Genomic DNA, 23,989 nt, shown 5'->3' with positions numbered 1-23,989 from the left:
TTCACCGCGCCTTGGTTGACCATGCGGATGGCTTCGGATGTGCTTGCCGTCAAGCCCGCATCCCGCAACACATTGGCGATGCCATAAGCATTTCCGGCAATTCTTAATTCGATTTCTTCTATATCATTTCTACGCTACAAAAAATAACGAAGATTGGTGGTTAAGACAAGCAAGCACCGATGCGGAAATGAAAAAATCCGCTACGACTTCAAAAAGCAGACGAATATGAGATTGATGTCTTGGCTTATGCCAATGGCTCAATCAACACGGCGTTCATCGTTGAGGTGAAAAGCCATTTGCGCGAGGAAGGTATTGAGCAATTATTGAAATAATGCCACGATTTTCTGGTGTTGTTCCCTGAATTGGCGGACAAGAAGTTATACGGGATTCTGGCGGCGGTGGATGCCAGCCAACTGATGCAGCAGAAAGTCCTGGCGCAAGGTTTGTATTTTGCCAAAATCCATGACGAACAGTTTTCGCTGTGTGTCCCTAAAGATTTTAAGCCGTTCTGTTTTAAACGCGCTTCATGCGGGGTAAACAGCCAGGAATGTTGAAGTGTGGCTTACAAACTCTTGCCAACTCTTTTGTAAGCCAACGGTTTGAAAGCTCCGGTAACAATGTATTACCGGAGCTGTTTGGGGATGCGTGGATGCTATTTATTCAGCAGCCAGGGTTTTGCTATAGACAGAATCACCGTTGATGTCTTTCAAATCAACCGTCATTGCTTTGGTGGTTTTGTCGATGTTGACATCGCCAAAGAATTGCAGGCCGGCATAAGGTGACCAGTTAGATTGTCCTGCTGGTGGTGTTTTGGTAAACACAACTTGCGGGCCAAACGTACCATCGGCACTGTTTGGGCCAAACGAGCCGGCATTTAACGGGCCGGCGATGAATTCCCAGAAGCCATTGAAATTGTTAGAAGCGGCTTTGGTTGGGTCATAGTAATGGGCAGCGGCGTAATGAACATCAGCAGTCAACCAGACAACGTTTTTCACATTGTTGGCTTTAATGCCGCCTAACAAACGCGCCATTTCCAGCTCACGTCCTAAAGCTGGGCCGTGGTTGCCATTGGCAATTGCTTCCCAACGTTGTGGTGGATTGTTGACGAAATCATCGCTGATATTCAAGCCAATAGGCATATCGGCAGCAATGACTTTCCAAACCGCAGTAGAGGTTTTCAAGCTTTTTTCTAACCAAGCCATTTGCTCGGCACCCAAAAATGCCGTTTCAGCACTTTCTTCCGTTTGTAAATTGTTGGTGTTAGGGCCACGGTAGCTACGCATGTCAATAACAAACATATCCATCAACGGGCCGTAAGAGATTTTACGGTAAACACGACCTGGTTCTTGGGCATTGTTAGGACGTTGTGCGCTAAATTCTTGGAACGCAGTGGCGGCTCTGGCGACCAATAATGGCACGTCTTTGACGGTGTAGCGGGCATCGCCACTCAAGTCTTTAGAATCTGACCAGTTGTTGACGACTTCATGGTCATCCCATTGCCAAATTTGTGGCACTTCGGCGTTGAAAGCACGGACGTTGGTGTCCAACAGGTTGTATTTATAGCGGCCACGGAATTCCGCTTGGGTTTCAGCTACTTTAGAAACTTCAGGAGTCACAATGTTCGTCCAAATCAAGCCATTTTCGACAGTTTTGGATTCTGGAATCGGGCCGTCAGCATAGATATTGTCGCCGCTGTGCAAGAAAAATTGTGGTTTTACTTGGCGCATGGCTTCATAGATTTTCATACCACCGAAGGCAAGGTTGATACCGAAACCTTGACCGGCAGTATCGCCGCCCCAAACAAAATGGATATTTTCTTTCGCACTAATGGTATGGAAATGGCCTAATACAGGTTGGCTTTTGGTGCGGGCATTAGTCAGGTCTTCAAACCAAACTTTGACAAAAACATCTTTGCCTAAAGGCAGGCCGGTCAATTCTTGTTTGGCGGTAAAATCTGTGCCAGGAAGGGCATAAGGGCCACGAACGATTTTAGAATCGGTAAACTGGTCGTTTAAAGCATATTCAACCATCATACGTGATGCGCGGCTAGAACGGCTCCAAACCATAACACGGCCATTTTGCAAATCACCAAATTGGATGCCTTGTTCCATAACAGGAGGTTTAGCAGCCAATGCAGCAGAATCAACAGCCAATATACCGGCGATAATTAATGGCAAAGTAAACAACAGCTTACAACGAGAGTTTTTGATTTTCATGTAGTGTTCTCATTTTAGGTTAATGGAACCTCCTAGTAGACCGCAATTAATTGACATGGCGATGAAGTTTATGTGTCAATTTCATGAATTTTAACCACGCCTATTTGCCAGCCAACGCTATGAACACCACCCTCCCCGTTTTATACAGCTTCCGCCGTTGCCCTTATGCCATGAGGGCAAGATTGGCTATTGTCTATGCTGGGATACCTGTAGAAATCAGGGAAGTGGCATTAAAATCCAAACCCGGACAATTGCTGGCAATATCACCCAAAGCCACGGTGCCGGTGTTGCAACTTCCAAACAGTGCGGTGCTTGATGAAAGTTTGGATATTATGCAATGGGCGTTGATGCAACATGACCCAGGAAATTGGCTGGCGATTGCTGATGTGGATAGGCGTTTAATTGCCTGGAATGACGGGGATTTTAAATATTATCTGGATCGCTACAAATACGCCGACCGTTACCCTGAGTTTCCGGCGCAATATTATCGGCAGCAAGGTGAAGTGTTCTTACGCGAAATTGAAAACCGCCTGGCCCACCACAACTATTTGTGCGGCAATGATTTTTCCATAGCAGATGCGGCTATTTTTCCGTTTGTCCGGCAATTTGCCGCTGTTGACGGGGCGTGGTTTAGCGTTTGCAACTATGAAGCCCTCAAGCATTGGTTGGATAAGTTATTGGCATCGGAATTATTCAACGCCATCATGATGAAATATCCGGTTTGGGAAGCAGGTTCCGAACCCATACGCATCAAGCTAAGGAGAAACCCCATAGTTTTTTAATGATAGTTGTCCACGAAAATCACGAAAAAAAAACTAGATAAATTTTCGTGTCTTTCGTGGAAAAAATTCCTTAGCTTGATGCGTATGGGTTCAGAACCACCGGTTTTGCAGGGCAAAAGCTTGCGCCAAGTTTAAAACGCATCCCGCTGATTACTTCATTGCCAACATCAAGCCCGCACTGCAAAAAAACACCTTGCCGCAATACTGCCCCATCAATTGTGCCGCTTTACCCGATAAATCAACAAACTGCCGTGCCAAGTGATTATCGGGAATCACACCCAAGCCCACCTCGTTATGCACCAGCACCCAATCACCCGGCAATTGTAAGACCGCTTCCAGTTCCTGCAAAATGGCGGCTTCGGAATGCTGGTGATAGAGCATGTTGTTCAGCCACATCGTCACACATTCCACCAATACCGGGCCTTGGCAAGCCTGTAAAGTTTCCAGCAGTTTTACCGGTTCTTCCAAGGTGATGAATAAATCTTGCCGACGCTCTTGGTGGGCGGCAATACGCAGGCGCATTTCCCCATCTAAGCATTCCGTGGTTGCCAGATAGTAGGGTTTGATGTCGGCATATTGCAAAATATAAGCTTCTGCCAAGCGCGATTTACCACTTTTTACGCCACCGATGAACAAGGTTTTCATAAGATTTATAAGTTGAGGTAATCGATATATGTGTAGTCGGGGGTGTGGTACAACTTATGCACGGAGCTTAAGGCAACGCGGAATTGGAAGGCATTGGCTAAGGGCAAGGCCAACACCTGCGCCAATAACGCGCGGATAATGCCGGCATGGGTGACGACCAACACTTGCTGCGCGTCTTGGCGGAGCACATCTTGCCAAAAATCTCCCGCACGTTGGTACAAATCGGTAAAACTTTCGCCATTCGGTGGCGCGATATGAACAAAATTATCCGTCCAATGGCGTAAAGCCTCGGCGTCAATCGCATCAAACGGCGTGTTTTCCCAGTCGCCGAAATTGATTTCCAACAAACGCCCGTCCTGTTGCACATTGTCTGACAAACACCCGGCGAGTTGCAGGCACCGGCTTAATGGGCTGCAAAACACCGGGCAATCGGGGGGCAAATCCGGCAATTTTTGGCGTATTTTAAGCAGCTCATCGGCAAAATTGTCATCCAGGGCAATATCGGTTTGTCCGTAACATAAGCCAGGTGCCGCCACCGTTTTCGTGTGACGGATCAGATAAACGTCCATAAGGCACTGGCTCCCAGATAAAACACCACTTCCGCCACTTGTTGGCTGGCACCTAAGCAATCGCCCGTATAACCGCCAATATGACGGTAAAAATATCGCCCCAATAATCTATTCACCACCAGCATCGGAACCCCTGCCAGCCAACACCCAACAGGCAACAATAACATGGGGGACAAGGCGCACATGGCGGCAAACAGCAAATCCTTACCGCTAGGCTTAAACACCGCCACCACTCCTTTACCACCGTCTATCCGTGCATAATCATACCGCCGCATCAATAACAGCGGCGGCAAACGGCTGGCACTATGCCCCGCCCACAATAGCAATGGCACAAGGGTGACCGGCATAGCCGCCAAGAGACTGATTTTTAACAGCAACAACAAAGTGATGCCAATCGCGCCATAAGCCCCCACCCGCGAATCTTTCATGATCTCCAAAATCCGCTGCTTGCCCCAGCCACCGCCAAAACCATCGCAAGCATCGGCAAAACCGTCTTCGTGGAACGCGCCTGTCATAAATACTCCGGCAATTAGCGCGAGTATAACCGCCGTCATCGGCGACCAAAGCAATGCCGCCAAATAGAACACCAGCGCACCAACACCACCGACTAGCCAGCCGACTAAAGGCAGATAAACCGTGGCTTGGGGGAGTTGCTGAAAATCGAGGTTTTGTGGGATGGGCAGGCGGGTGTAAAAGCTTAGGGCCAGTTGAAAATGTTTTAAGTGGGAGTACAAAAACATCCGCTTAAGCAGAAATATCGATAAACCCATGCACACCGCGTTGGGATTTGACCGCCAACCATTGTTCCAACATCAGCAATTCTTCGGTTTCTTCTAAACCATCCAAACTTTGTTTGTTTCTGAGCAAGCGGAACGCGGCGGCGAGGATATTGTAGCGTTTGCCAGTAATGCCGGCCCGTCTTAAGCCCACGGTGTTAAGTTTGTAGTGCTTGGCAGGCCGTCCACCAATTAGCGTGAAGGGGATCACGTCCATATTCAAGCCAGTCGTGCCCTGCACTATCGCATAAGAGCCAATGCGGCAAAATTGGTGTACAACCACTGCACCACCCATGAAGACATTATTGCCGACTTGGACATGGCCCCCTATCGCGACATTGTTGGCAAAGATGGTTTTATTGCCGATGCGGCAATCGTGGGCGACATGGCTGTTGTTCATAAAATAGCAGCCTGATCCAATGAGGGTTTCGCCATCGGCTTTGCTGGCACGATGGGCCGTAAAGCCTTCGCGGAACACGTTATTGTTGCCGCAAACCAACCAGGAAACCGTTTCGGGGTTAAAACTGGTGTCTTGTGGCAGATCACCGAGCACGGCATGTGGATGCAGGATATTCCCATCGCCCATTTTGACGAATGGTTGCACCACCGCATGTGCACCAATCTTGCAGTTGTCACCAATTTCCACCGCGCTTTCAATGACGGCAAACGGGCCGACGGTGACGTTTTCACCTAATTTGGCATCTGAAGCAATATAGGCGGTGGGATGAATGTGTGCAATCATAGGTTTTGTTAGCCTCGTGGATGGTATTTGGCGTGTAGTTCTTGTAATCGCTGATTGGCGATATGGGTGTAAATTTGTGTCGTGGATAAATCCGAATGCCCCAACAGCAGTTGCACCACCCGTAAATCGGCCCCGTGATTGAGCAAATGGGTGGCAAAGGCATGACGCAAGGTGTGCGGGGACAATTCTTTGCTAATACCGGCAGTGAGTGCGTGGCGTTTAATGATATGCCAGAACGATTGCCGCGTCATGTTGCTGGCGCGGTGGGTGACAAATAGGTAATCGCATTGCCGCTCTCCCAATATGGCTTTTCTGGCCTGGGCCATATAGCCTTCCAACCAACTCATGGCTTCTTCACCAACCGGAATCAGCCGTTGTTTGTTGCCTTTGCCAGTGACGCGCAACACCCCTTGCCGGAAATTGACTTGTTCAAACTTCAGGTTGACCAGTTCGGAGACGCGCAATCCCGTGGCATAAAGCATTTCCAACATGGTCTTGTCGCGGTAACCCAGCGGGTTGCTGGTTTCGGGGGCGACGAGCAGCAATTCCACATCGGCTTCGGATAAGGACATTGGCAATGGACGGCCTATGTACGGGGAAGCAATCAACGCGGTCGGGTCTACGCTGATGCGGTTTTCACGGATGTAATAACCATAAAAACGCCGTAAGCTGGACAGTATCCGTGCCGAGGAACGGCTGCCTATGCCTTCATCATAACGGCTGCCCAGGAAGGCTGAAACGTGGCCGTTATCTACCTCCAACAACGGTTTGCCCGCCAACCATTTGGCAAAAATGCGCAAATCGCTACGGTACGCGGACAAGGTGTTTTCGCTCAAGCCTTGTTCCGCCCATGCGGCATCCAGAAATTGGTCGATCAGGTCATCTGCGGTCATGTTTTCTTTTTATCCACGAAAGACACGAATACCCTGGGGCACAAGAAGCACGAAAAAAAGATAGGGGAAATAGGCTATGGTTTTTTGAAGCGCCCTAGCAAAAATGTGTGGAAAAGAACAGTGGAACGGATTGTGCCATAAAGAGTTTTCGTGCTTCTTGTGCCCCAGGGTATTCGTGTTTTTCGTGGACAAGATGTAACATCAGTTATTTCTTCGTGCCCTTCGTGGTTGGCGCCGTTCCATCACGACCTGCCGATACCGTAATAAATAAAGCCCATTTCTTTAAGCAATTCAGGTTTATACAAGTTCCGGCCATCAAAAATAACACCATCTTTCAGCGTGTTTTTGATCAACTCGAAATCAGGGCTCCAGAAGTTTTTCCATTCGGTCACCACTACCAATGCGTTCGCACCCATCAGGGCTTCTTCAGCCGTATCGACCAAGATCAACCCAGGATTGCCGCCATAAATCCGTTTGGCTTCGATCATGGCTTCGGGATCATAAGCGCGGACAGTGGCTCCGGCGGCGATCAGGGCTTCGAGGATGACGCGGCTGGGTGCTTCACGCATATCGTCGGTTTTCGGTTTGAAGGCCAAGCCCCACATCGCAAAAGTTTTGCCCTGCAAATCGCCTTGGTAATGCCGGGAAACTTTCGTGAACAGGACTTGTTTTTGGCGGTCATTGACGTTTTCTACGGCTTTCAACAATTCGGCCTCATACCCCATTTGCTTGGCGGTGCGTTCCAAGGCTTTGACATCTTTCGGAAAACACGAACCGCCATAGCCGCAACCTGGATAGATAAATGAATAACCGATACGCGTATCGGAACCGATGCCGTTGCGGACTTGTTCAATATCCGCACCCAAACGGTCCGCCAAATTTGCCAGCTCGTTCATGAAACTGATTTTGGTCGCCAACATCGCATTGGCGGCATATTTGGTCAGTTCCGCCGAACGCACGTCCATCGTGATGATGCGCTCATGGCTGCGGTTAAACGGGGCGTACAAGGCTTTCAACAATTTTGTGGCCTTGCCATTTTCCGTACCGATAATAATGCGGTCGGGTTTCATAAAATCTTCTATCGCCGCGCCTTCTTTTAGAAATTCGGGATTCGATACCACATCATAAGGCACGTCAACAACACGCGCATCCTGCACTTGTTCAATCACTTCCTTGACCTTGTCGGCGGTACCCACCGGAACGGTCGATTTATTGACAATCACCCGATACTCCATCATGTTTTCGGCAATCGTCTTGGCAACCGCCAGCACATATTGCAAATCGGCCGCGCCATCTTCGTCCGGCGGTGTACCGACAGCAATAAACTGGAAAACGCCATGCTCGACCGCTTCGAAAACGTTTGTGGTGAACTTTAAACGCCCTGCTTGCAAAGTGTCCCTGACCAATTCTTCAAGCCCAGGCTCAAATATAGGCACGATGCCTTTTTTCAAATTTTCTATTTTGGTTTCATCGACATCAACGCAAAGCACATCGTTACCGACTTCTGCCAAACAAACTCCCGTGACCAGACCGACATAACCGGAACCAAATACTGTTACTTTCATGTTTTCTTCCTAGATTTAGCAATTGTACGTTTGAACATTCAAATACTGCTGATTTGTTAAGGACAAGATGACGCTATAGGATTTTAGTTGAGTTTATCTGCGGCATCATTATTTGAGGAGATTTTCGATTCTTTTGGCATTTTCCTGCCAATACAGCTTTTTCCCATCCAGCGTTTGCGCGGCGGCTGTACCGAGTTGGCTGCGCAATTTGTCATCGAAACACAGTTCACATAACAGTTCGCCAAAAGCCAGGTCATTTTCAGGATCAAACAACAACGCATCGGTGCGGTGGGTCAGGATTTCGCGGATATTGGCACGGTCAGGGGCGAGTATGGCTTTGCCCAAGGCCATGTATTCAAATAATTTCAACGGCGAAGCATATTCGACCACATCCGGTTGCAGGGCGACATCAAAAACCGCGACATAACGGGCGACTTCATCGCGGTCAATAATACCGGTAATGGTAAGGCGGTCGCTGATGCCCAGGGATTGTGCCTGTTGCTCGATAGCGGCGCGGGCCGGGCCGTCGCCGACCAGCAATAAATGCCAGTTCCGACCCCGATTATCGGCAATGGCCTCAAGCACCCGATCCAGCCTGTGCCAGTCCCTGACAAAACCGGTAAAGCCGAGTACCAGCTTGTTTTTGAGCTGATATTTTTCAATCACATCCGTGCTGTCGATGGCTTTTCCAAACCGTCGTTGGTTAATGCCGTTAGGGATAACGGTGATATTGCGTTCGGATACACCGACGACGATGATTTTTTCCGCCAACACCCGCGTCACCGGCAGGACGTAATCAGCCTGTTTCCAGACATAATTTTCCGTCCATCTCGCCAGCCAATCCAATTGTATGCCGTCGTGTTTTTTGCGTTCTTCGTACAGCGGCGCGTTGACTTCCAGCAGCAGGGGTATTTTGAACAGTTTTTTCGCCCAGATACCGGACGGGAAAAACAGGTTGTAGCGTTCGTAAATCACATCCGGTTTATGCTTTAAAAGCAATGGCAGCAGTTTGCTGAAATCCAGCAACGCATAGGCAAATTCAACGGATTCATGCAAAAATCCTGGCAGGAATTGTCGGATCAGTTTTACGGAATTTGAACTCGTACCAAAAACCTTGTGTTCTATGGACTCCGGTTCCGCCATGATGATTTCATGCCCCAAGTCTTTCAAAGCCGTAATCAGCTCATCAATATGCACGTATTGCCCGTCTTTGGAGGCAATGCGATGATGATAAAGAATTTTCATCAAATATCCTGACACCTTGTTTTTGTTGGCAAAAGCTTGTACAGCACGTTTATCCAGAAACTGCTGTTTGGTAATTTAAATTCTACGACCATGAAAACAACGTGTCCGTAGCGGCAATCAATTTTATGTACGGGCAGATTGGGAGAGACACTAAACGGTCAGGTTTTCGGTTTTTTTAGATGCCAAAAGCTGAAAACCTGACCGTTTAGATATAGTCGCTTCCAAAACCTCAAACACGCCTGCTACCGTATCATCCCATGAGAAATGTTCCGCATAGCGGCGGGTGTCTTGCCGCTTGGGATAACGGGCGAACAATTCGTGTACGCCCTGGGCAAGGCCATCGGCTGTCCGCTGCCCGACCAATACGCCCGCTTCTGGTGAACGCACGACTTCCGGTGTCCCCCAAATTGAGGTCGCCACCACGGGCGTACCGCAAGCCATCGCTTCTAGCAAGACATTCGCCCAACCTTCGCGGCTGGAGGCCAAAACCAGGGCGTCGGCGGCATTATAAACATCCGCCAGCCGCTGATGTGGCAATGCGCCTAAAAAGCGCACACGCCCGGTTAAATCCAGCTTGGTGACGAGTGTTTGCAAGGCCGGCATTTCTTCACCATCACCAACGATCAACAATTGGTAATCCGGCAATTGCCGCATGGCTTCAATCACCAGATGATGGCCTTTACGTTCAATCAAATGTCCAACCGACACTAACGTAGGTTGGGCCAGATTCATTTCAGCGCGGATTGCCGTGCGGTCTTTCGGGCTAAACGTCTGCAAATCGACACCATTGCGCAAAGCGTGGATTTTCCCGCCATCTACGCCAAGCTGGATCATTTCAGTACGCAAGGCTTCACAAACCGTGATGATTTGCCCCGCTTGCCGTGCCGCCCATAAAATCATTTTTTTCGGTAATGCGTGTTGCGGAATCAGGTTGATGTCCGTGCCCCGCGCGGTGATCACCAGCGGTTTATTTAAAGCCTTGGCGATGATTGCCGCCGCGACGCCATCGGGATAAAAATAATGCGCGTCTATAACATCAAAATCATAGCCATCGGCAATCAGCTTTTTCACAATCGGCATGCTTGCCGCCGCTAACAGGGCGGGGGCGATGGTCATGCCGATTTTGGGGATGACGGGATAACGCGGATGATAAGCGTCTATGCCATAACGGTTTTCTTGTCTGGCGACACGGGCATAATCGGCATAGACACCAAAATGTTTGGAGCTGGATGGAAACCACGGCACGGGGGCGACCACTTTGGCTTGCACATTTTTTTGTCCAAGCAAATGGCGTAAGCGCTGCTCTACAAAAATGCCATGACGCGGTTGCACGTCATTGGGGTATAAAGTGGTGTACGTCAGTATTTTCATTGCTGCGGGCTATTTTCTATGGCGGCTATGTTATTGCATTAAGGCTTTCCAGTCGAATAATGTGTGGTGTTTATCAATTTTTCTGGCAAACCGTTATAAACTATGTGCATTACAAACCACCAAACGATTCCATCGCGACCATGAAACCCTCCTTGAAACCTTCCTTAGTTGTTAGCGCAGTGCAACAGCCCTGCAATGAAGACCGCCAAACCAATCTGGATTTTTCCATTGCCCAAATCCACGAAGCCGCCGCCCAAAACGCCGATTTGGTGGTTCTACCCGAATGGCATTTGGGGCCGTATTTTTGCCAAAACGAAGATTATAACCATTTTGATCTGGCGCAAGCGATTCCTGGCCCCACTACGGCGATTTTGGCGGAAACCGCAAGGCAAGCAAACGTTGTGGTTGTCTCGACCATTTTTGAAAAACGCGCCCCAGGGCTTTACCACAACACGGCAGTGGTGTTCGATAAAGATGGCAGTATCGCGGGTAAATACCGGAAAATGCACATCCCTGATGATCCGGGGTTTTATGAAAAATATTACTTCACGCCCGGCGATTTAGGTTTCACGCCCATCGCGACATCTATCGGCAAACTCGGCGTCTTGGTTTGTTGGGACCAGTGGTATCCCGAAGCGGCACGGCTGATGGCGTTGGCTGGTGCGGAACTGTTGATTTACCCTACCGCCATCGGTTGGGATGCTGAAGATACCGACGAGGAACAACAACGCCAATTGGAAGCGTGGGTAACTGTGCAACGCGGGCACGCCGTCGCCAACGGGCTTCCGGTCATCGCCTGCAACCGCATCGGTTTCGAAAAAGCACCCGATTCGGACAAAGGCATTCATTTTTGGGGCAATAGTTTTATCGCAGGGCCACAAGGCGAAATCCTTAGCCACGCCAACGCCACCGACAACACGCTATTGACCTGCACTTTGGACACGGCGAGGACTGGGCGGGTCAGGCAAATTTGGCCATTTTTGCGGGATCGGCGGATTGATGCCTATGGGGATTTGACCCAAAGGTTCATTGACTAATCATGCTCCGGGAATCTAGGCATTTTAGGTTTAAAAAACCCTGAACCTAGAAAAATCATTTCATCCACGAAAAACATGACTCATTGAGCACGAAGTGAAAAGCACATAGTTTCAAAGAGATACCGAACTGTAGACCATCACCCAAAGGGCGGATAGCTAGATCAACACAACATTCTGATTTCTTTCGTGTCTCTTGTGCCCCAGAGGATATTCGTGCTTTTCGCTCCGCGCTCTTCGGGTCGTGGACTAGCTACGGTTTCTAGGCTGATAAGGACTCACCCGCACAGATCAAGCTTCCGCCAATTGCCGATAATCCCCTCGGTAATACAAAACGGGTTCGCCTGAACGGCAAACACTGTAATGCACTTCGCCGATGACTATCCAATGCGTACCTGACAGGATTTTGTCAACTACCCTGCATTCCAGCGACATCAAACTTTCCGTCAATATCGGCACACCCGACAAGCCCATTTGCCAAGGTGTATTGGCAAAGCGTTCTTGCTGGCTACTCCCCCCTGCAAATTGATTGGACACATCCTGCTGGGCGGCATTTAACACATTAACGGCAAAATGTTGGCATTCTTCAATGCCTTCCCTGGTATCGGCCCGTTGATTTAGACAAACTAGAATTTGCGGTGGCTCGACCGAGACACTGGTAAACGCCGTGACCGTCATTCCTTGGACACCCAGTTTTTCGGAATAAGTTGTCACCACGGCAACACCGCTCGCCCAGTGTTGCAAAGCTTTTTTAAAATCTTCAACATTAACAGTCATTTAATTTTCCAGTTATTTGGTCAGATGGTTCTACCCGCCATTGCAGAATAGGCCAAAGTCAATCCGGGTAATCTACATCACAGACAAACTTTACATCAATCCCGACAACTATTCTGGCCCAGGGGGGGGACCTGGGCTGGGCAGACTGGTTCCAACAAAAAAGGCTGAAGCGTTTACACCGCATCAGCCTGTAAATTGATCAAAAGTCTAGCTCGACTTTATGGACCTAATCTTATTGGTAGCAACTTATTTACCGTGTTTGGCTTTTTTTTCAGCACGTTGGGCTTTAAATTTAGCTTCCAGGGCATCGGCTTGTTGTTTGGCTGTTTCATGGCAAGCTTTTAATGCCGCATGATCTGGAGCCGCTTGGGCACAAGTGATATGTGTTTGGATCACTTGGAGTTTTTCCTGCAAACCGGCTATGCGCTGATCTTTTAACGTTTGGAACGCTGCGGGATCTTTGGGTGCCTTCGCTACGGACTCAGCTCCAGCTCCGGCCTCAGCTCCAGCTTCTGTTGCCGCAACCGCTACTGAAGAAGCCAATACACCAAAGATAATCATAAATAAAGTAGATTTCACGTTCATAATTATTGTCGCCTGATAGGTTATTGAAAGTATTTGGGAAGTGAAGATATTCGGCGGACGGTATTAATCCAAGCAAATAACCGTCGCTATAGATTACCGAAGATCAACGGGCAGAATCTACGCCGCATCCGCTTATTTGTCAAAATTGGGTTTTCCTGAAAGACACGGGGTGTCCAAAATACTGGATATAGTCAATGCCCCATCAAACACTGCCGCCAGCAAACCACGATTTAGGTATATCAAACCCCAAACCTGCCAGTGCCGCCAATTCTTTATCCACTGCTTCTGCAAATGTCTTATAAAAACAATCGGGTGCTGATAACGATTCAGAGGCGTTGATCTTACGCTTTACTTTGCCTGGCAAATACTGATGGTGGTTAATCCCTAGAAAATCTTCGATCCCCCTCAGCAAGACAGCAGGCTGCAATTGAATATCATCATAAGCGACCAGCTTGAGACTATCGCTATCCACGCATTGCCGCATCCTGACAATATGCTGGCTGTACGAACTGTGCAGCATGGTCTGGTTTGCTTTATCAAATGCCCTAAAATCATCTTCTGTCAGCTTATCTGGATGTACATTAAATTGCTGCATTTGGTAATGGAATTTGTAGTGTGACCACATCCGGTCATACGGATTACGCAACACATAACTGACTTTCACTTGCCCAACCATCGCCAAAATGGCTTCCCATGTCGGCACGCCGACCAGACAAGTCAGATTGCTAAAATCCGCACAATATTGTCGTGCCGCCAATTGGCCAGGGAATCGCCCGCGATACCACGCATCATCCATAGTGGTCTCCATGTGGCTTTCGTACCATTGCAATAGCTGCGCGTACTCCGGTGATGATTTGTCACCGTTAAACCGTGCCAGCGCGTTATCCCGACGGTTGGCTTTATATTTTTGGTTTAAAACATGCTTGTTTCCATCGCGATAAGCCAAGTAATGCAATTCCTTTTCATGGCTAAAAACAATTTCGGGATGCTGCTCAAGTTGGCGGTATAACCAAGTTGTACCGGCCTTCATCGCACCGACGTTAAGATATAGCTTGTCAAACAGTTTTGTCATTTATCCCCCTAAATTAATATACCAATTATCCACAACCCAGCACCGCCCACGTTCAGTTCAAACCTTGCACCAAGTTATGGCAGACATTAATTGTCCCATAAGTTCTTGCCTTGGTTTTATTAGGGGAACCTGCAAGAATTTATAATGCAGTCCATCATAGCAAATGCACATTAATTTGTAATATTTAACCCGCTGATATAGCTAAACCCGCGCTTATCACTCTATAATCCATCCAACCGGGCTAAAGGTGCATACTTCACCTTGTAGCTTTAACTATCCAGGCCTCTTGTGAATAATCCTAAGCCTTGAGGCAAAAGCTATTTTTAAACTGAAGGAGAAAAAAATGCACACAATCACATTGATTAAAGGTGATGGCATCGGCCCGTCCATCATGGACGAGGCCGTCAAAGTCATTGACGCAACAGGTGTCAAAATTGCTTGGGAAGAAACCTACGCCGGCATGTCGGCATTTGAAAAATTTGGCTCACCCCTGCCTGATGAAACTATGGCGTCGTTTGACAAAACCCGCGTGGCTTTCAAAGGGCCATTGACCACCGTCGTCGGCACCGGCTTTAGGAGCATCAATGTCGCCCTGCGCCAACAATACGATTTATACGCCAACGTCCGCCCCGCCAAAAGCTGGGCAGGCATCAAAACCCGCTACGAAGATGTCGATATAGTCATCGTGCGCGAAAACACCGAAGGCCTGTATGCCGGATTGGAACATTACCTGACCCCTAAAAAAGACATTGCCGAAAGCCTTGCCGTGGTCACCCGTGCCGCATCGGAACGCATCATCGACTATGCTTTCCAATATGCCCGCGACAACCACCGCCAAAAAGTCACGGTTTGCCATAAAGCCAATATCCTCAAATACACCCAAGGCCTGTTCCTGGACGTGGCCAGGGAAATCGCCCCCCGCTATCCCGACATCCAGTTTGACGAAAAAATCATCGACGCGGCCTGTATGCACATGGTCATGAACCCGAAGCAGTTTGACGTCGTGGTCACCACCAATATGTTCGGCGATATTTTGTCGGATTTGACCGCCGGCCTGGTCGGCGGCTTGGGTTTGATCCCAGGTGCCAACATCGGCTCGGATGCCGCGCTGTTTGAAGCGGTGCATGGCAGTGCGCCGGACATCGCCGGCAAAAACCTCGCCAACCCGATAGCGGTCATCATGGCGGGCGCGATGATGTTAAGCCATATCGGCGAAGTCGAAGCCGCCGAGCGGGTGGTCAAGGCGGTGGAAAAAGTGGTTAATGAAGGCGTTTATGTCACCCCGGATTTGAACCCCAATTCCAAAGTGGGCACGACCGAAATGGGCAGTGCGATTGTGGCGGCGATGGAATAACAAAACATCCGATCAGAGCTTTGTAATAAACTTACAAAGCTCTTTCGTAACTGTAACCTTGCTATCTTCATCCAATTTAAACTGGCAGACAATGACACCCAATGCCGATAAAAAATGAACTGCGACAATTAGCCCGCTCTTATTCAGATAAGCTAAGCAAACAAATCGGCTTGCGTATTGCGGAAATGGAAGATGATGACCATTCCCATTTTTTGATTTACCGAGTTCTAGGCATAACAACCAGCGAAGGTACAAAAATCGACCTTTACCAAAACAAAGGCCGTTTTCTTTATAAATACGCTGGCTCATTTTTAGAAGAAGCGACAAAATTATGCTTTAAAACTACTTTTCCAGATTCGGGAAGTGTAAAAATCACCAATACTTTAGGCCTGCGACCTAAGACATTTGAAATAGACTGCTTGGTAGACACGGATGCCATCGAAATAAAATGGCGTGATGCCACTACCGATGGCGACCATATCAGTAAAGAACACACGAGAATTAAAGTCATAGCCAATGCCGGATACAAGCCTATCCGCATCATGTTTTATTACCCCAACCGACAACAAGCAAAGAAAATTCAAGAAACCCTGAAAACGCTTTATAAGGGTATAGGCGGCGAATATTACTTGGGAAACAATGCTTGGGATTATGTTCAAGATAGAACAAATATCAACTTAAAAGCCACTTTGGAAAGTATTGCCGAAGAAAGCGCACACGAAGATGAGTAAAACTAATGTAATCCTTCAAGGGGATTGTCTTGACACCATGCGTTCAATTGAGACTAACTCGATTGACCTTATTTACCTTGACCCGCCTTTTTTCACCGAAAAGACGCATAAGCTAAAAAACCGTGAGCGCACCGTAGAATTTAGTTTTGATGATGTATGGGGCAGCAACAAAGCTTACGCCGATTTCTTGTTTGAGCGCATTACCATCATGAAAACCTTACTTAAGGAAACGGGTTCAATTTTTGTGCATTGTGATAAAAACGGCGAGCATATTGTCCGGGCAATACTCGATAACGTCTTTGGTGTGGACAATTTCCAATCGGAAATCATCTGGACCTACAAACGCTGGTCGAATACTAAAAAAGGCTTGTTACCTAGCCACCAAAACATTTATTTTTATTCAAAAGGCCCTAGCTTTACTTTTAACCCAGAATACACGGATTATTCAGAATCCACCAATGTCGATCAAATCCTGCAAAAAAGAACACGCGACATTAACAATAAAGTGGTTTATAAGCGCGAAGCCGACGGCTCAATCCAACACTCTGATGAAAAACGCGGCGTACCGCTGGGTGATGTGTGGGATATTCCCTATTTAAATCCTAAAGCTAAGGAGCGTGTTGGTTATCCAACGCAAAAACCGCTCTTGTTGCTGGAGCGCATCATCAACATTGCCAGTAATGAAGATGACATCGTGCTTGACCCTTTCTGCGGCAGTGGTACAACGTGCGTGGCGGCGCAATTTCTACGCAGAAAATTCATCGGCATTGATTGTTCTGACGATGCCGTACAACTTGCCAAAAGCCGTTTAACATCACCAATTAAAACTGAGTCCAATTTGTTGAAAAAAGGCCGCTCTGCTTATCTGAGTGCCGACCAAAACGCTTTGTCGTTATTGGTGGGCTTGGACTTTAATCCGATTCACCGCAACAAAGGCATAGACGCGATATTAACTGAATTATACGAAGGCACACCTGTGTTGATTCGTGTGCAACGCGAACATGAATCGTTGACAACGGCAGCGGAATTACTGATCGCTGCAAAGAAGTCCAAAAAGGCTAAAAAAGCCATTTTAATCAGGCATCACCGTGATAACCTGTTGGAAGATGAAATTAATTTTGATGGCTTGGATATTATTGATTCGCCGGCACTTTCCATAGCGAAAAGTTTCGATTAAGGAACGGTTTTCACATTCAAAACACACTTAAAGCACTTCAAGGAGTACCCCATGCTAGAACAATACCGCAAACACGTAGAAGAACGCGCCGCCGATGGCATCGTGCCTAAGCCTTTAGACGCAGCACAAACCGCCGCCTTGTGCGAACTCATCAAAAACCCACCTGCTGGCGAAGAAGCCTTTATCTTGGATTTGCTGGCAAACCGCATCCCCGCAGGCGTGGACGAAGCGGCTTATGTCAAAGCCGGATTTTTGACCGCGATTGCCAAAGGCGAGGCCACGTCATCGATTTTAACGCCGGAAGATGCCACCGAATTGCTCGGTACGATGCTCGGCGGTTACAACGTCGCGCCGTTGATTGATTTGCTCGACAACGCAAAATTAGCGCCGATTGCCGCCAAAGCCTTGTCGCACACTTTATTAGTGTTCGATGCTTTCCATGATGTGCAAACCAAAGCCGACGCAGGCAATGCTTACGCCAAGCAAGTCATGCAATCTTGGGCGGATGCGGAATGGTTCACCAGCAAACCTGCCGTGCCGGAAAAACTCACCGTCACCGTGTTTAAAGTCACTGGCGAAACCAACACCGACGATTTGTCACCCGCACCCGATGCTTGGTCACGCCCGGACATCCCGTTACACGCCAAAGCCATGCTGAAAATGCCAAGGGTAGGCATCACCAACGCCGAGCAACAAATTAACGAATTGAAACAAAAAGGCTTCCCCGTGGCTTACGTCGGCGATGTGGTCGGCACGGGTTCATCGCGCAAATCGGCGACCAATTCCGTATTGTGGTTCATGGGCAACGACATCCCCTTCATCCCCAACAAGCGTGACGGCGGTGTCTGTATCGGTGGCAAAATCGCGCCGATTTTCTTCAACACCATGGAAGATTCCGGCGCGTTGCCGTTTGAATGCGACGTGACCCGCTTATTGATGGGCGATGTCATCGACATTTTCCCGTATCAAGGCGTGGTCAAACGCCATGACAGCGAAGAAGTGGTGTGTAATTTCAGTTTGAAAACCGATGTGTTGATGGATGAAGTCCAAGCAGGTGGACGTATCCCATTGATTATCGGACGCGGCCTGACTGACCGTGCCCGTAAAGCACTGGGCTTACCTGCGTCAACCGTGTTCATCCGCCCAACTGACGAAGCCGATTCTGGCCGCCGCGATAGCTCCTGCAATCCTGCGGCATTCCCTCCATCCCTGGAGGTCAAAGGTTACACATTGGCGCAAAAAATGGTCGGCAAAGCCTGTGGCGTGGCGGGTGTGCGCCCCAACACTTATTGCGAACCGCACATGACCACGGTCGGCTCGCAAGACACCACCGGCCCGATGACCCGCGATGAGCTGAAAGACTTGGCGTGTTTGGGTTTCTCCGCCGATTTGGTGCTGCAATCGTTCTGCCACACCGCCGCCTACCCCAAACCCGTCGATGTGACCATGCAACACACTTTGCCGGATTTCATCATGAATCGCGGCGGCGTGTCCTTGCGTCCTGGCGACGGCATCATCCATTCCTGGCTGAACCGCACCTTGTTGCCGGACACCGTCGGTACAGGCGGCGACTCGCACACCCGTTTCCCAATTGGGATTTCCTTCCCCGCAGGTTCTGGTTTGGTCGCCTTCGCCGCCGCCACGGGCGTAATGCCGCTGGACATGCCGGAATCGGTGCTGGTGCGTTTCACCGGAGCCATGCAACCTGGCATCACCTTGCGTGATTTGGTCAACGCCATTCCTTACGCCGCCATTCAAAAAGGTTTGTTGACGGTTGCAAAGCAGGGTAAGAAGAATGTGTATTCAGGCCGCATTTTAGAAATCGAAGGCTTGCCGGATTTGAAAGTGGAACAAGCGTTTGAATTGTCCGACGCCTCCGCCGAACGCTCAGCGGGCGGTTGCACCATCAAATTGAATGAAGCCCCGATCCGCGAATATCTGAACTCCAACATCACCTTGTTGAAATGGATGATCGCGCAAGGCTACGGCGATGTCCGCACCATCGAACGCCGCATTAAAGCCATGCAAGACTGGCTGGACAACCCCGTGTTACTGGAAGCCGACCCCGATGCCGAATATTTCGAAATCATCGAAATCAACATGGACGAGATCAAAGAACCGCTGTTGGCTTGCCCGAACGACCCGGACGACATCAAACCGCTGTCCGAAGTCGCTGGCACGAAGATCGACGAAGTGTTCTTAGGTTCGTGCATGACCAACATCGGTCACTTCCGCGCTGCGGGTAAATTGCTGGAAAAAAACCAAGGCGAATTGCCGACCCGCTTGTGGGTTGCGCCACCGACCAAAATGGACCAAAACCAATTGGTCGAAGAAGGCTATTACGGCACGTTCGGCAAAGTCGGCGCACGCACCGAAATGCCCGGCTGTTCCTTGTGTATGGGAAATCAGGCGAGAGTCGCGGAAAACTCCACCGTGGTATCCACCTCCACCAGAAACTTCCCCAACCGCTTAGGCAACGGCGCAAACGTGTTCCTAGCCTCGGCTGAATTGGCGGCGGTTTGCTCCATCTTGGGCAAAATCCCCACGGTTGAGGAATACATGGCTTATGCCGAACAGATTAACGCGACGGCGGATGACACTTATCGGTATTTGAATTTTAATTTGATGGATAAGTATCAAGAAGCTGTGGCTTAAGCAGTATGATTTTATGATGCGCTGACGAAAGGAGGCGCATCAATATTTTAAATACAAGCCTTTATGAAATTAGCGAGGTAGGGCGGAATAGCGTAGCGTATTCCGCCGGATGATGAGTCTCCACCATGCGGCGCAATACGCCTATCTACGCCCTATCGCTGGACAAAAAAATGAAATCAGTCGCCACCCTCTTAAACATCAAAGTCTTGGAGTAAACAATGCGAATTTATACCGATAGCCAAGCCAAACAAGAATTTACCGATTTATTAGCCTTTGCTGAGCATGAAGAAGTAATGATAAAACGGGCGGACGGCACAATGTTTTTTCTGTCTGCACAACAACGTAAATTATCGCCCTTTGACCTTGAGGGCATGGATACCGCTATTTCAACGCAAGATATTGTTGAAGCGGTTAGAGAATCGAGGCGGCAATAAATTTCACAGTAGGAATAACCTTAAAGCCAACAACTCAATATTTATAAGCAAAATACCATGATGACCTTAGAACTTGATGATGAAACAACAATCGTAATCAATCAATTGGTTGAGCAACAACACATCAGCCCCGCCCAATTGGTTAAAAACGTATTGATGGATTACGTGGAAGATTGCCATGATGCAAACCGAGCAGAACAAGCCTATCAGCGTTATCTTGACAGCGGCAAAATCTCCCATAGCTTGCAAGACGTGGTAAAAGAACTTGGCCTGGACAGTTAAGTTAACTAACGATGCCAAGCGGGATTTACGCAAAATCGATAAACCCCAGCAAAAGCGAATAACGGCATTTTTGCTGGAAAGGTTGGAAAAATCCGAAAATCCCCGCGCCAACGGCAAAGCCCTACTAGGCAATCTTTCTGGATTGTGGCGTTATCGCGTAGGCGATTTCAGGTTGCTATGCCGGATTGAAGATAACGAATTAGTGGTTTTGGTTATCGAAATTGGTCATCGGAAAGAGATTTACAAATAATAAGGCCGAAATTGACAGTATTGACGAAGCAATTAGATAATCGAAGAGGCAGGCAGGCAGGTAGGGAGGAATAAAATATACGGCGCATTACGCTATCGCTAATGCGCCCTACGCGGGCTAGGCAAAACGGGATTTGGCACCGACCAAACCCACGAAGGCGATATTGCACAAAACAGCAAAGCGTTGCTGAAAGCCCGGTTCGTTAGCAATGTTGATTGTTGATACCGGATTTTTAGTCGCCCTCTATATCTGCCGCGACAAACTGCACCCATACGCAGTCAAATATTTACAGTAAAATCAACAGCCTTTGATAACAGCCGCACCCGTCATTGTGGAAAGCTATTATTTTTTAGACGCGAAAGCAAAAATCGCTTTATTGGATTGGGTATTGCGTGGAGGGCTTAGTGTGATTGACGTGCCAGTCACCGCTTACGGAGAAATAGCGCAAACTATTGAAAAGTATGCCGACCATGATATTGATTTCACCGATGCGGCAGTGGTTTGGTTAGCGAACACTTACCAAAAGCAACAAGTTTTGACCGTAGATAAAGCCGATTATTCGGTATTCCGTTTGAAGAATAACCAATGGTTTCAATTGTTGGAATGGTATCAATCGGTTTGATGCCGAAATAAGCGTAGTTTTTGCGAGTGGCGTTTAAAAATGAATTACCAGCGAGGTGTAGGGAGGAATTGCGTCGCATGGTCGAAGCTACAAACATGCGGCGCAATGCCTGTTGGTTATTACGCCCTGTTTTGCTTCTTTGATAATGCCATCGGTGTAATGGTTTTAATGTGGATATACACAAGCATATGAAAAATAAAAAATTGTTAGTGCTATGCGTCTCGTTTTTTATAACATCTGAAGTTTTTGCTACTGACCTTTCGGCACAGCAAGGGAAAGAACTTACAGTTTTCTTTGGTCGTGCAATGGGCGCTCAAGTTGAAGTTTCAGACATCAAAGATGTTCCTGATCAAGCCGGTATCAAGGAAATGGTTAAAGGTGGTTTAAATCTTAACAGTCTCTTGTGCGCCGAAATTGTCCGCATACTTCCACTGGAGCTTCTGGGAAAATATGAAGTTACATGCGTAGCATACGGTGGCGGAAGTGCTCAAAAAATCTATATTGTTGATGCCTTGAATGGTAGAGCGTTTGAGCAATAATTAATACCACTTGGCGAATAGCCTGCTTTGCTTCATCGAATCCTGATGTATTCTCAAAAACATGATTTTTTACCACCTAACTCACTGTTTAAGATAATAAAATGAAACTATTAAAATGTTTTTTTGAAAATTATCATCAAGCTAAGCCGTTTTTTCGCCTTGGCTTGTTGATACTTATGTTGAGTGTTGCGAACGGATGCCTTCAGTCACCAGTGGTTGAAAATCCAAACCAACTAAGCGCAAACGCGCATCAAACGGATGGTAACGACAAATTCCAGAAAATCGGAAATAACATAGCAGCGACTGATAATGAGGAATTTAAGGCCAAAATTACCACGACTTTAGAGACGAGAGGAGAAATTGCTTATCTACCCAATGACCCCTTGCCGTTTACGGGTGTTTTTCAAAAGTTTTATGCTAATGGCAAGAAAGAACAGGAAGTAAATTTCAAATATGGTAAAGAAAATGGTTTAACTACTCATTGGTATGAAAATGAGCAGAAACGAGATGAAATCAACTTCATAAATGGTAAACAAAATGGTTTAGTTACTACTTGGCATGAAAACGGACAGAAAAAAGCAGAGATACATTACGAAGACGGTAAACAAAATGGTTTATCTACTCATTGGTATGAAAATGGGAAGAAACAAGCAGAAATAAATTACAAAGACGATAAACAAGATGGTTTAGCCACTTCTTGGCATGAAAATGGGAAGAAACAAGGAGAAATAAATTACAAAGACGGTAAACAAGATGGTTTAACAACGAATTACTATGAAAACGGGCAGAAAGAAGCGGAACAAAATTACAAAGATGACAAACAAATTAGTTTAAGTACTCATTGGTATGAGAACGGGCAAAAACAAGCAGAAGCAAATTACGAAGACGGCAAGCAAAATGGTTTGGCTACATTTTGGTATGAAAACGGACAAAAAAAATCAGAAGGATATTTTAAAGACGATAAACAAAATGGTTTAGCTACGTTTTGGTATGAGAATGGAAAGAAGCAAGAAGAAGGATATTTCAAAGACAACATACAAAATGGATTAGGCATATCTTGGTACGAGAACGAGCAAAAACAAGGAGAAATGAATTTCAAAGACGGTAAAGTAAATGGTTTAGCTACGTTTTGGTATGAGAACGGCCAGAAACGAGGATCAGGAAATTACGAAGATGGCATACAAAATGGTTTAAGTACTTATTGGGACGAAAATGGGCAAAAACGAGAAGTAAATTACAAGAATGGCAAAGTGGTTGAACCCGAAGAATCAAGTGTCGAAGACAATTCGCGCATACTATGTAGTGCTATCGCGTTACTTGCCGAACAAACAATGACCGCACGACAGGCAGGAACGGCTATGATAAAACTGATGGAAGCCAATCAAACAAGTGAACCTATATCATATGAACTTGCAGAAAATATGATTATAGCGGCGTATAAAATCGACCGATATAACAGTTTTGAACTCCAACAGAGAACAATAAAAAATTTTCGTGATAAAGCCTATTTGCAGTGCGTAAAAACCATTAAGCCATAACCAAATTAGGTAGTCCTGCAATCGGAATGATTTGTTAAAAGTCAAGCCTAGACAAATTGTAGTGATGGACAAAAAACCAGATGGCACCGATGTGGTTGGCCAGTTTTTTGGAAAATGCCAGTGAATTCCTGACCA

Annotated in this window: 25 protein-coding genes; 13 read left to right on the top strand and 12 right to left on the bottom strand. The window is 47.5% G+C overall.

The genetic code is table 11. From position 1 onward, the window contains the following. Nucleotides 1-347 precede the first annotated feature (347 nt). The gene (locus PHH59_RS15180) at nt 348-554 is read left to right on the top strand and encodes a hypothetical protein (protein WP_300018080.1); all 207 of its coding nucleotides are present in this window, start codon (nt 348-350) and stop codon (nt 552-554) included. Nucleotides 555-656: 102 nt separating this feature from the next. Here the strand turns inward: PHH59_RS15180 and PHH59_RS15175 are convergent, their stop codons facing one another. Continuing rightward, nucleotides 657-2,216 carry an alkaline phosphatase D family protein gene (locus PHH59_RS15175; RefSeq protein WP_300018077.1) on the bottom strand — a complete coding sequence of 520 codons (1,560 nt, stop codon included), beginning with the start codon at nt 2,214-2,216 and terminating at the stop codon, nt 657-659. 83 nt (nt 2,217-2,299) lie between these two features. Here PHH59_RS15175 and PHH59_RS15170 point away from each other — a divergent pair, with 83 nt between their 5' ends. Continuing rightward, entirely contained in the window at nt 2,300-2,998 is a 699-nt protein-coding gene (locus PHH59_RS15170) for a glutathione S-transferase (protein WP_300018074.1), read from the top strand. A gap of 150 nt (nt 2,999-3,148) precedes the next feature. Here PHH59_RS15170 and PHH59_RS15165 read toward each other — a convergent pair whose 3' ends face one another. From PHH59_RS15165 to PHH59_RS15130, 8 genes are all read right to left on the bottom strand, one after another. Further along, nucleotides 3,149-3,643, bottom strand: coding sequence for a bifunctional adenosylcobinamide kinase/adenosylcobinamide-phosphate guanylyltransferase (locus PHH59_RS15165; RefSeq protein ID WP_300018071.1), 495 nt, complete (start codon nt 3,641-3,643; stop codon nt 3,149-3,151). A gap of 5 nt (nt 3,644-3,648) precedes the next feature. After that, nucleotides 3,649-4,212 carry an alpha-ribazole phosphatase gene (gene cobC / locus PHH59_RS15160; protein ID WP_300018068.1) on the bottom strand — a complete coding sequence of 188 codons (564 nt, stop codon included), beginning with the start codon at nt 4,210-4,212 and terminating at the stop codon, nt 3,649-3,651. Continuing rightward, nucleotides 4,197-4,952: an adenosylcobinamide-GDP ribazoletransferase gene (gene cobS, locus PHH59_RS15155; RefSeq protein WP_300018086.1), complete on the bottom strand. Its 756-nt coding sequence runs from the start codon at nt 4,950-4,952 to the stop codon at nt 4,197-4,199. Before cobS ends, cobC begins: the two co-directional genes overlap by 16 nt. 4 nt (nt 4,953-4,956) lie before the next feature. Next, on the bottom strand, nt 4,957-5,730 hold the full coding sequence (gene lpxA, locus PHH59_RS15150) for an acyl-ACP--UDP-N-acetylglucosamine O-acyltransferase (RefSeq protein ID WP_300018065.1): 774 nt from the start codon (nt 5,728-5,730) through the stop codon (nt 4,957-4,959). A gap of 8 nt (nt 5,731-5,738) precedes the next feature. Further along, nucleotides 5,739-6,623 carry a site-specific tyrosine recombinase XerD gene (gene xerD / locus PHH59_RS15145; protein ID WP_300018062.1) on the bottom strand — a complete coding sequence of 295 codons (885 nt, stop codon included), beginning with the start codon at nt 6,621-6,623 and terminating at the stop codon, nt 5,739-5,741. A gap of 242 nt (nt 6,624-6,865) precedes the next feature. Next, the gene (locus PHH59_RS15140; protein WP_300018057.1) at nt 6,866-8,188 is read right to left on the bottom strand and encodes a UDP-glucose/GDP-mannose dehydrogenase family protein; all 1,323 of its coding nucleotides are present in this window, start codon (nt 8,186-8,188) and stop codon (nt 6,866-6,868) included. A gap of 108 nt (nt 8,189-8,296) precedes the next feature. Next, nucleotides 8,297-9,433 carry a glycosyltransferase family 4 protein gene (locus tag PHH59_RS15135; protein ID WP_300018054.1) on the bottom strand — a complete coding sequence of 379 codons (1,137 nt, stop codon included), beginning with the start codon at nt 9,431-9,433 and terminating at the stop codon, nt 8,297-8,299. A 150-nt stretch (nt 9,434-9,583) separates the two neighbouring features. Further along, nucleotides 9,584-10,804 carry a glycosyltransferase family 4 protein gene (locus tag PHH59_RS15130; protein ID WP_300018051.1) on the bottom strand — a complete coding sequence of 407 codons (1,221 nt, stop codon included), beginning with the start codon at nt 10,802-10,804 and terminating at the stop codon, nt 9,584-9,586. 152 nt (nt 10,805-10,956) lie between these two features. Here PHH59_RS15130 and PHH59_RS15125 point away from each other — a divergent pair, with 152 nt between their 5' ends. Then, a complete protein-coding gene (locus PHH59_RS15125; RefSeq protein ID WP_300018083.1) occupies nt 10,957-11,841 on the top strand; it encodes a carbon-nitrogen hydrolase in 885 nt (294 codons plus the stop codon). Between the two features lie 288 nt (nt 11,842-12,129). Here PHH59_RS15125 and PHH59_RS15120 read toward each other — a convergent pair whose 3' ends face one another. The 3 genes from PHH59_RS15120 to PHH59_RS15110 all read right to left on the bottom strand — a co-directional run bounded on the left by PHH59_RS15120 (nt 12,130) and on the right by PHH59_RS15110 (nt 14,272). Beyond that, nucleotides 12,130-12,615: a flavin reductase family protein gene (locus PHH59_RS15120; RefSeq protein WP_300018048.1), complete on the bottom strand. Its 486-nt coding sequence runs from the start codon at nt 12,613-12,615 to the stop codon at nt 12,130-12,132. A 246-nt stretch (nt 12,616-12,861) separates the two neighbouring features. Continuing rightward, complete coding sequence (locus PHH59_RS15115) at nt 12,862-13,200, bottom strand: hypothetical protein (RefSeq protein WP_300018045.1); 339 nt, start codon at nt 13,198-13,200, stop codon at nt 12,862-12,864. Between the two features lie 202 nt (nt 13,201-13,402). Beyond that, nucleotides 13,403-14,272, bottom strand: a complete 870-nt coding sequence (locus PHH59_RS15110; protein WP_300018042.1) for a sulfotransferase domain-containing protein — start codon at nt 14,270-14,272, stop codon at nt 13,403-13,405. Between the two features lie 343 nt (nt 14,273-14,615). On the opposite strand from PHH59_RS15110, the gene PHH59_RS15105 reads away from it, so the two are divergent. The 10 genes from PHH59_RS15105 (at nt 14,616) to PHH59_RS15060 (ending at nt 23,854) form a co-directional block, all read left to right on the top strand. Beyond that, nucleotides 14,616-15,626, top strand: a complete 1,011-nt coding sequence (locus PHH59_RS15105) for an isocitrate/isopropylmalate dehydrogenase family protein (RefSeq protein WP_300018039.1) — start codon at nt 14,616-14,618, stop codon at nt 15,624-15,626. A 101-nt stretch (nt 15,627-15,727) separates the two neighbouring features. Continuing rightward, nucleotides 15,728-16,357: an ApaLI family restriction endonuclease gene (locus PHH59_RS15100; protein WP_300018036.1), complete on the top strand. Its 630-nt coding sequence runs from the start codon at nt 15,728-15,730 to the stop codon at nt 16,355-16,357. A gap of 37 nt (nt 16,358-16,394) precedes the next feature. Continuing rightward, the gene (locus PHH59_RS15095; protein WP_300018033.1) at nt 16,395-17,534 is read left to right on the top strand and encodes a DNA methyltransferase; all 1,140 of its coding nucleotides are present in this window, start codon (nt 16,395-16,397) and stop codon (nt 17,532-17,534) included. 51 nt (nt 17,535-17,585) lie between these two features. After that, nucleotides 17,586-20,189: a bifunctional aconitate hydratase 2/2-methylisocitrate dehydratase gene (gene acnB, locus PHH59_RS15090; RefSeq protein WP_300018030.1), complete on the top strand. Its 2,604-nt coding sequence runs from the start codon at nt 17,586-17,588 to the stop codon at nt 20,187-20,189. A 218-nt stretch (nt 20,190-20,407) separates the two neighbouring features. Further along, nucleotides 20,408-20,623: a prevent-host-death protein gene (locus PHH59_RS15085; protein WP_300018027.1), complete on the top strand. Its 216-nt coding sequence runs from the start codon at nt 20,408-20,410 to the stop codon at nt 20,621-20,623. A 57-nt stretch (nt 20,624-20,680) separates the two neighbouring features. Further along, nucleotides 20,681-20,905: a DUF6290 family protein gene (locus PHH59_RS15080; protein WP_300018024.1), complete on the top strand. Its 225-nt coding sequence runs from the start codon at nt 20,681-20,683 to the stop codon at nt 20,903-20,905. Continuing rightward, entirely contained in the window at nt 20,889-21,155 is a 267-nt protein-coding gene (locus tag PHH59_RS15075) for a type II toxin-antitoxin system RelE/ParE family toxin (RefSeq protein WP_300018021.1), read from the top strand. Before PHH59_RS15080 ends, PHH59_RS15075 begins: the two co-directional genes overlap by 17 nt. A gap of 307 nt (nt 21,156-21,462) precedes the next feature. After that, nucleotides 21,463-21,777 (top strand): hypothetical protein, encoded by a 315-nt coding sequence (locus PHH59_RS15070; RefSeq protein ID WP_300018018.1) that lies wholly within the window; start codon nt 21,463-21,465, stop codon nt 21,775-21,777. Nucleotides 21,778-21,965: 188 nt separating this feature from the next. Then, nucleotides 21,966-22,316: a hypothetical protein gene (locus tag PHH59_RS15065; RefSeq protein WP_300018015.1), complete on the top strand. Its 351-nt coding sequence runs from the start codon at nt 21,966-21,968 to the stop codon at nt 22,314-22,316. Between the two features lie 101 nt (nt 22,317-22,417). Next, nucleotides 22,418-23,854: a toxin-antitoxin system YwqK family antitoxin gene (locus PHH59_RS15060; RefSeq protein WP_300018012.1), complete on the top strand. Its 1,437-nt coding sequence runs from the start codon at nt 22,418-22,420 to the stop codon at nt 23,852-23,854. Nucleotides 23,855-23,989 lie beyond the last annotated feature (135 nt).

The organism is Methylovulum sp., assembly GCF_028687615.1.
In the GTDB taxonomy this organism is placed as follows: Bacteria; Pseudomonadota; Gammaproteobacteria; order Methylococcales; family Methylomonadaceae; genus Methylovulum.
This window is presented reverse-complemented; position numbering and strand designations above follow the sequence as displayed.

Excerpts from the sequence above, each read along its gene's own strand:
- PHH59_RS15115 (WP_300018045.1), bottom strand. The coding sequence starts at position 13,200 with ATGAACGTGAAATCTACTTTATTTATGATTATCTTTGGTGTATTGGCT.
- PHH59_RS15110 (WP_300018042.1), bottom strand. The coding sequence starts at position 14,272 with ATGACAAAACTGTTTGACAAGCTATATCTTAACGTCGGTGCGATGAAG.
- PHH59_RS15140 (WP_300018057.1), bottom strand. The coding sequence starts at position 8,188 with ATGAAAGTAACAGTATTTGGTTCCGGTTATGTCGGTCTGGTCACGGGA.
- PHH59_RS15105 (WP_300018039.1), top strand. The coding sequence starts at position 14,616 with ATGCACACAATCACATTGATTAAAGGTGATGGCATCGGCCCGTCCATC.
- PHH59_RS15120 (WP_300018048.1), bottom strand. The coding sequence starts at position 12,615 with ATGACTGTTAATGTTGAAGATTTTAAAAAAGCTTTGCAACACTGGGCG.
- acnB (WP_300018030.1), top strand. The coding sequence starts at position 17,586 with ATGCTAGAACAATACCGCAAACACGTAGAAGAACGCGCCGCCGATGGC.
- PHH59_RS15095 (WP_300018033.1), top strand. The coding sequence starts at position 16,395 with ATGCGTTCAATTGAGACTAACTCGATTGACCTTATTTACCTTGACCCG.
- PHH59_RS15130 (WP_300018051.1), bottom strand. The coding sequence starts at position 10,804 with ATGAAAATACTGACGTACACCACTTTATACCCCAATGACGTGCAACCG.
- cobC (WP_300018068.1), bottom strand. The coding sequence starts at position 4,212 with ATGGACGTTTATCTGATCCGTCACACGAAAACGGTGGCGGCACCTGGC.
- PHH59_RS15080 (WP_300018024.1), top strand. The coding sequence starts at position 20,681 with ATGATGACCTTAGAACTTGATGATGAAACAACAATCGTAATCAATCAA.
- PHH59_RS15060 (WP_300018012.1), top strand. The coding sequence starts at position 22,418 with ATGAAACTATTAAAATGTTTTTTTGAAAATTATCATCAAGCTAAGCCG.
- PHH59_RS15100 (WP_300018036.1), top strand. The coding sequence starts at position 15,728 with ATGCCGATAAAAAATGAACTGCGACAATTAGCCCGCTCTTATTCAGAT.
- PHH59_RS15085 (WP_300018027.1), top strand. The coding sequence starts at position 20,408 with ATGCGAATTTATACCGATAGCCAAGCCAAACAAGAATTTACCGATTTA.
- xerD (WP_300018062.1), bottom strand. The coding sequence starts at position 6,623 with ATGACCGCAGATGACCTGATCGACCAATTTCTGGATGCCGCATGGGCG.
- PHH59_RS15165 (WP_300018071.1), bottom strand. The coding sequence starts at position 3,643 with ATGAAAACCTTGTTCATCGGTGGCGTAAAAAGTGGTAAATCGCGCTTG.
- PHH59_RS15135 (WP_300018054.1), bottom strand. The coding sequence starts at position 9,433 with ATGAAAATTCTTTATCATCATCGCATTGCCTCCAAAGACGGGCAATAC.
- PHH59_RS15170 (WP_300018074.1), top strand. The coding sequence starts at position 2,300 with ATGAATTTTAACCACGCCTATTTGCCAGCCAACGCTATGAACACCACC.
- PHH59_RS15175 (WP_300018077.1), bottom strand. The coding sequence starts at position 2,216 with ATGAAAATCAAAAACTCTCGTTGTAAGCTGTTGTTTACTTTGCCATTA.
- cobS (WP_300018086.1), bottom strand. The coding sequence starts at position 4,952 with ATGTTTTTGTACTCCCACTTAAAACATTTTCAACTGGCCCTAAGCTTT.
- PHH59_RS15065 (WP_300018015.1), top strand. The coding sequence starts at position 21,966 with ATGAAAAATAAAAAATTGTTAGTGCTATGCGTCTCGTTTTTTATAACA.
- lpxA (WP_300018065.1), bottom strand. The coding sequence starts at position 5,730 with ATGATTGCACACATTCATCCCACCGCCTATATTGCTTCAGATGCCAAA.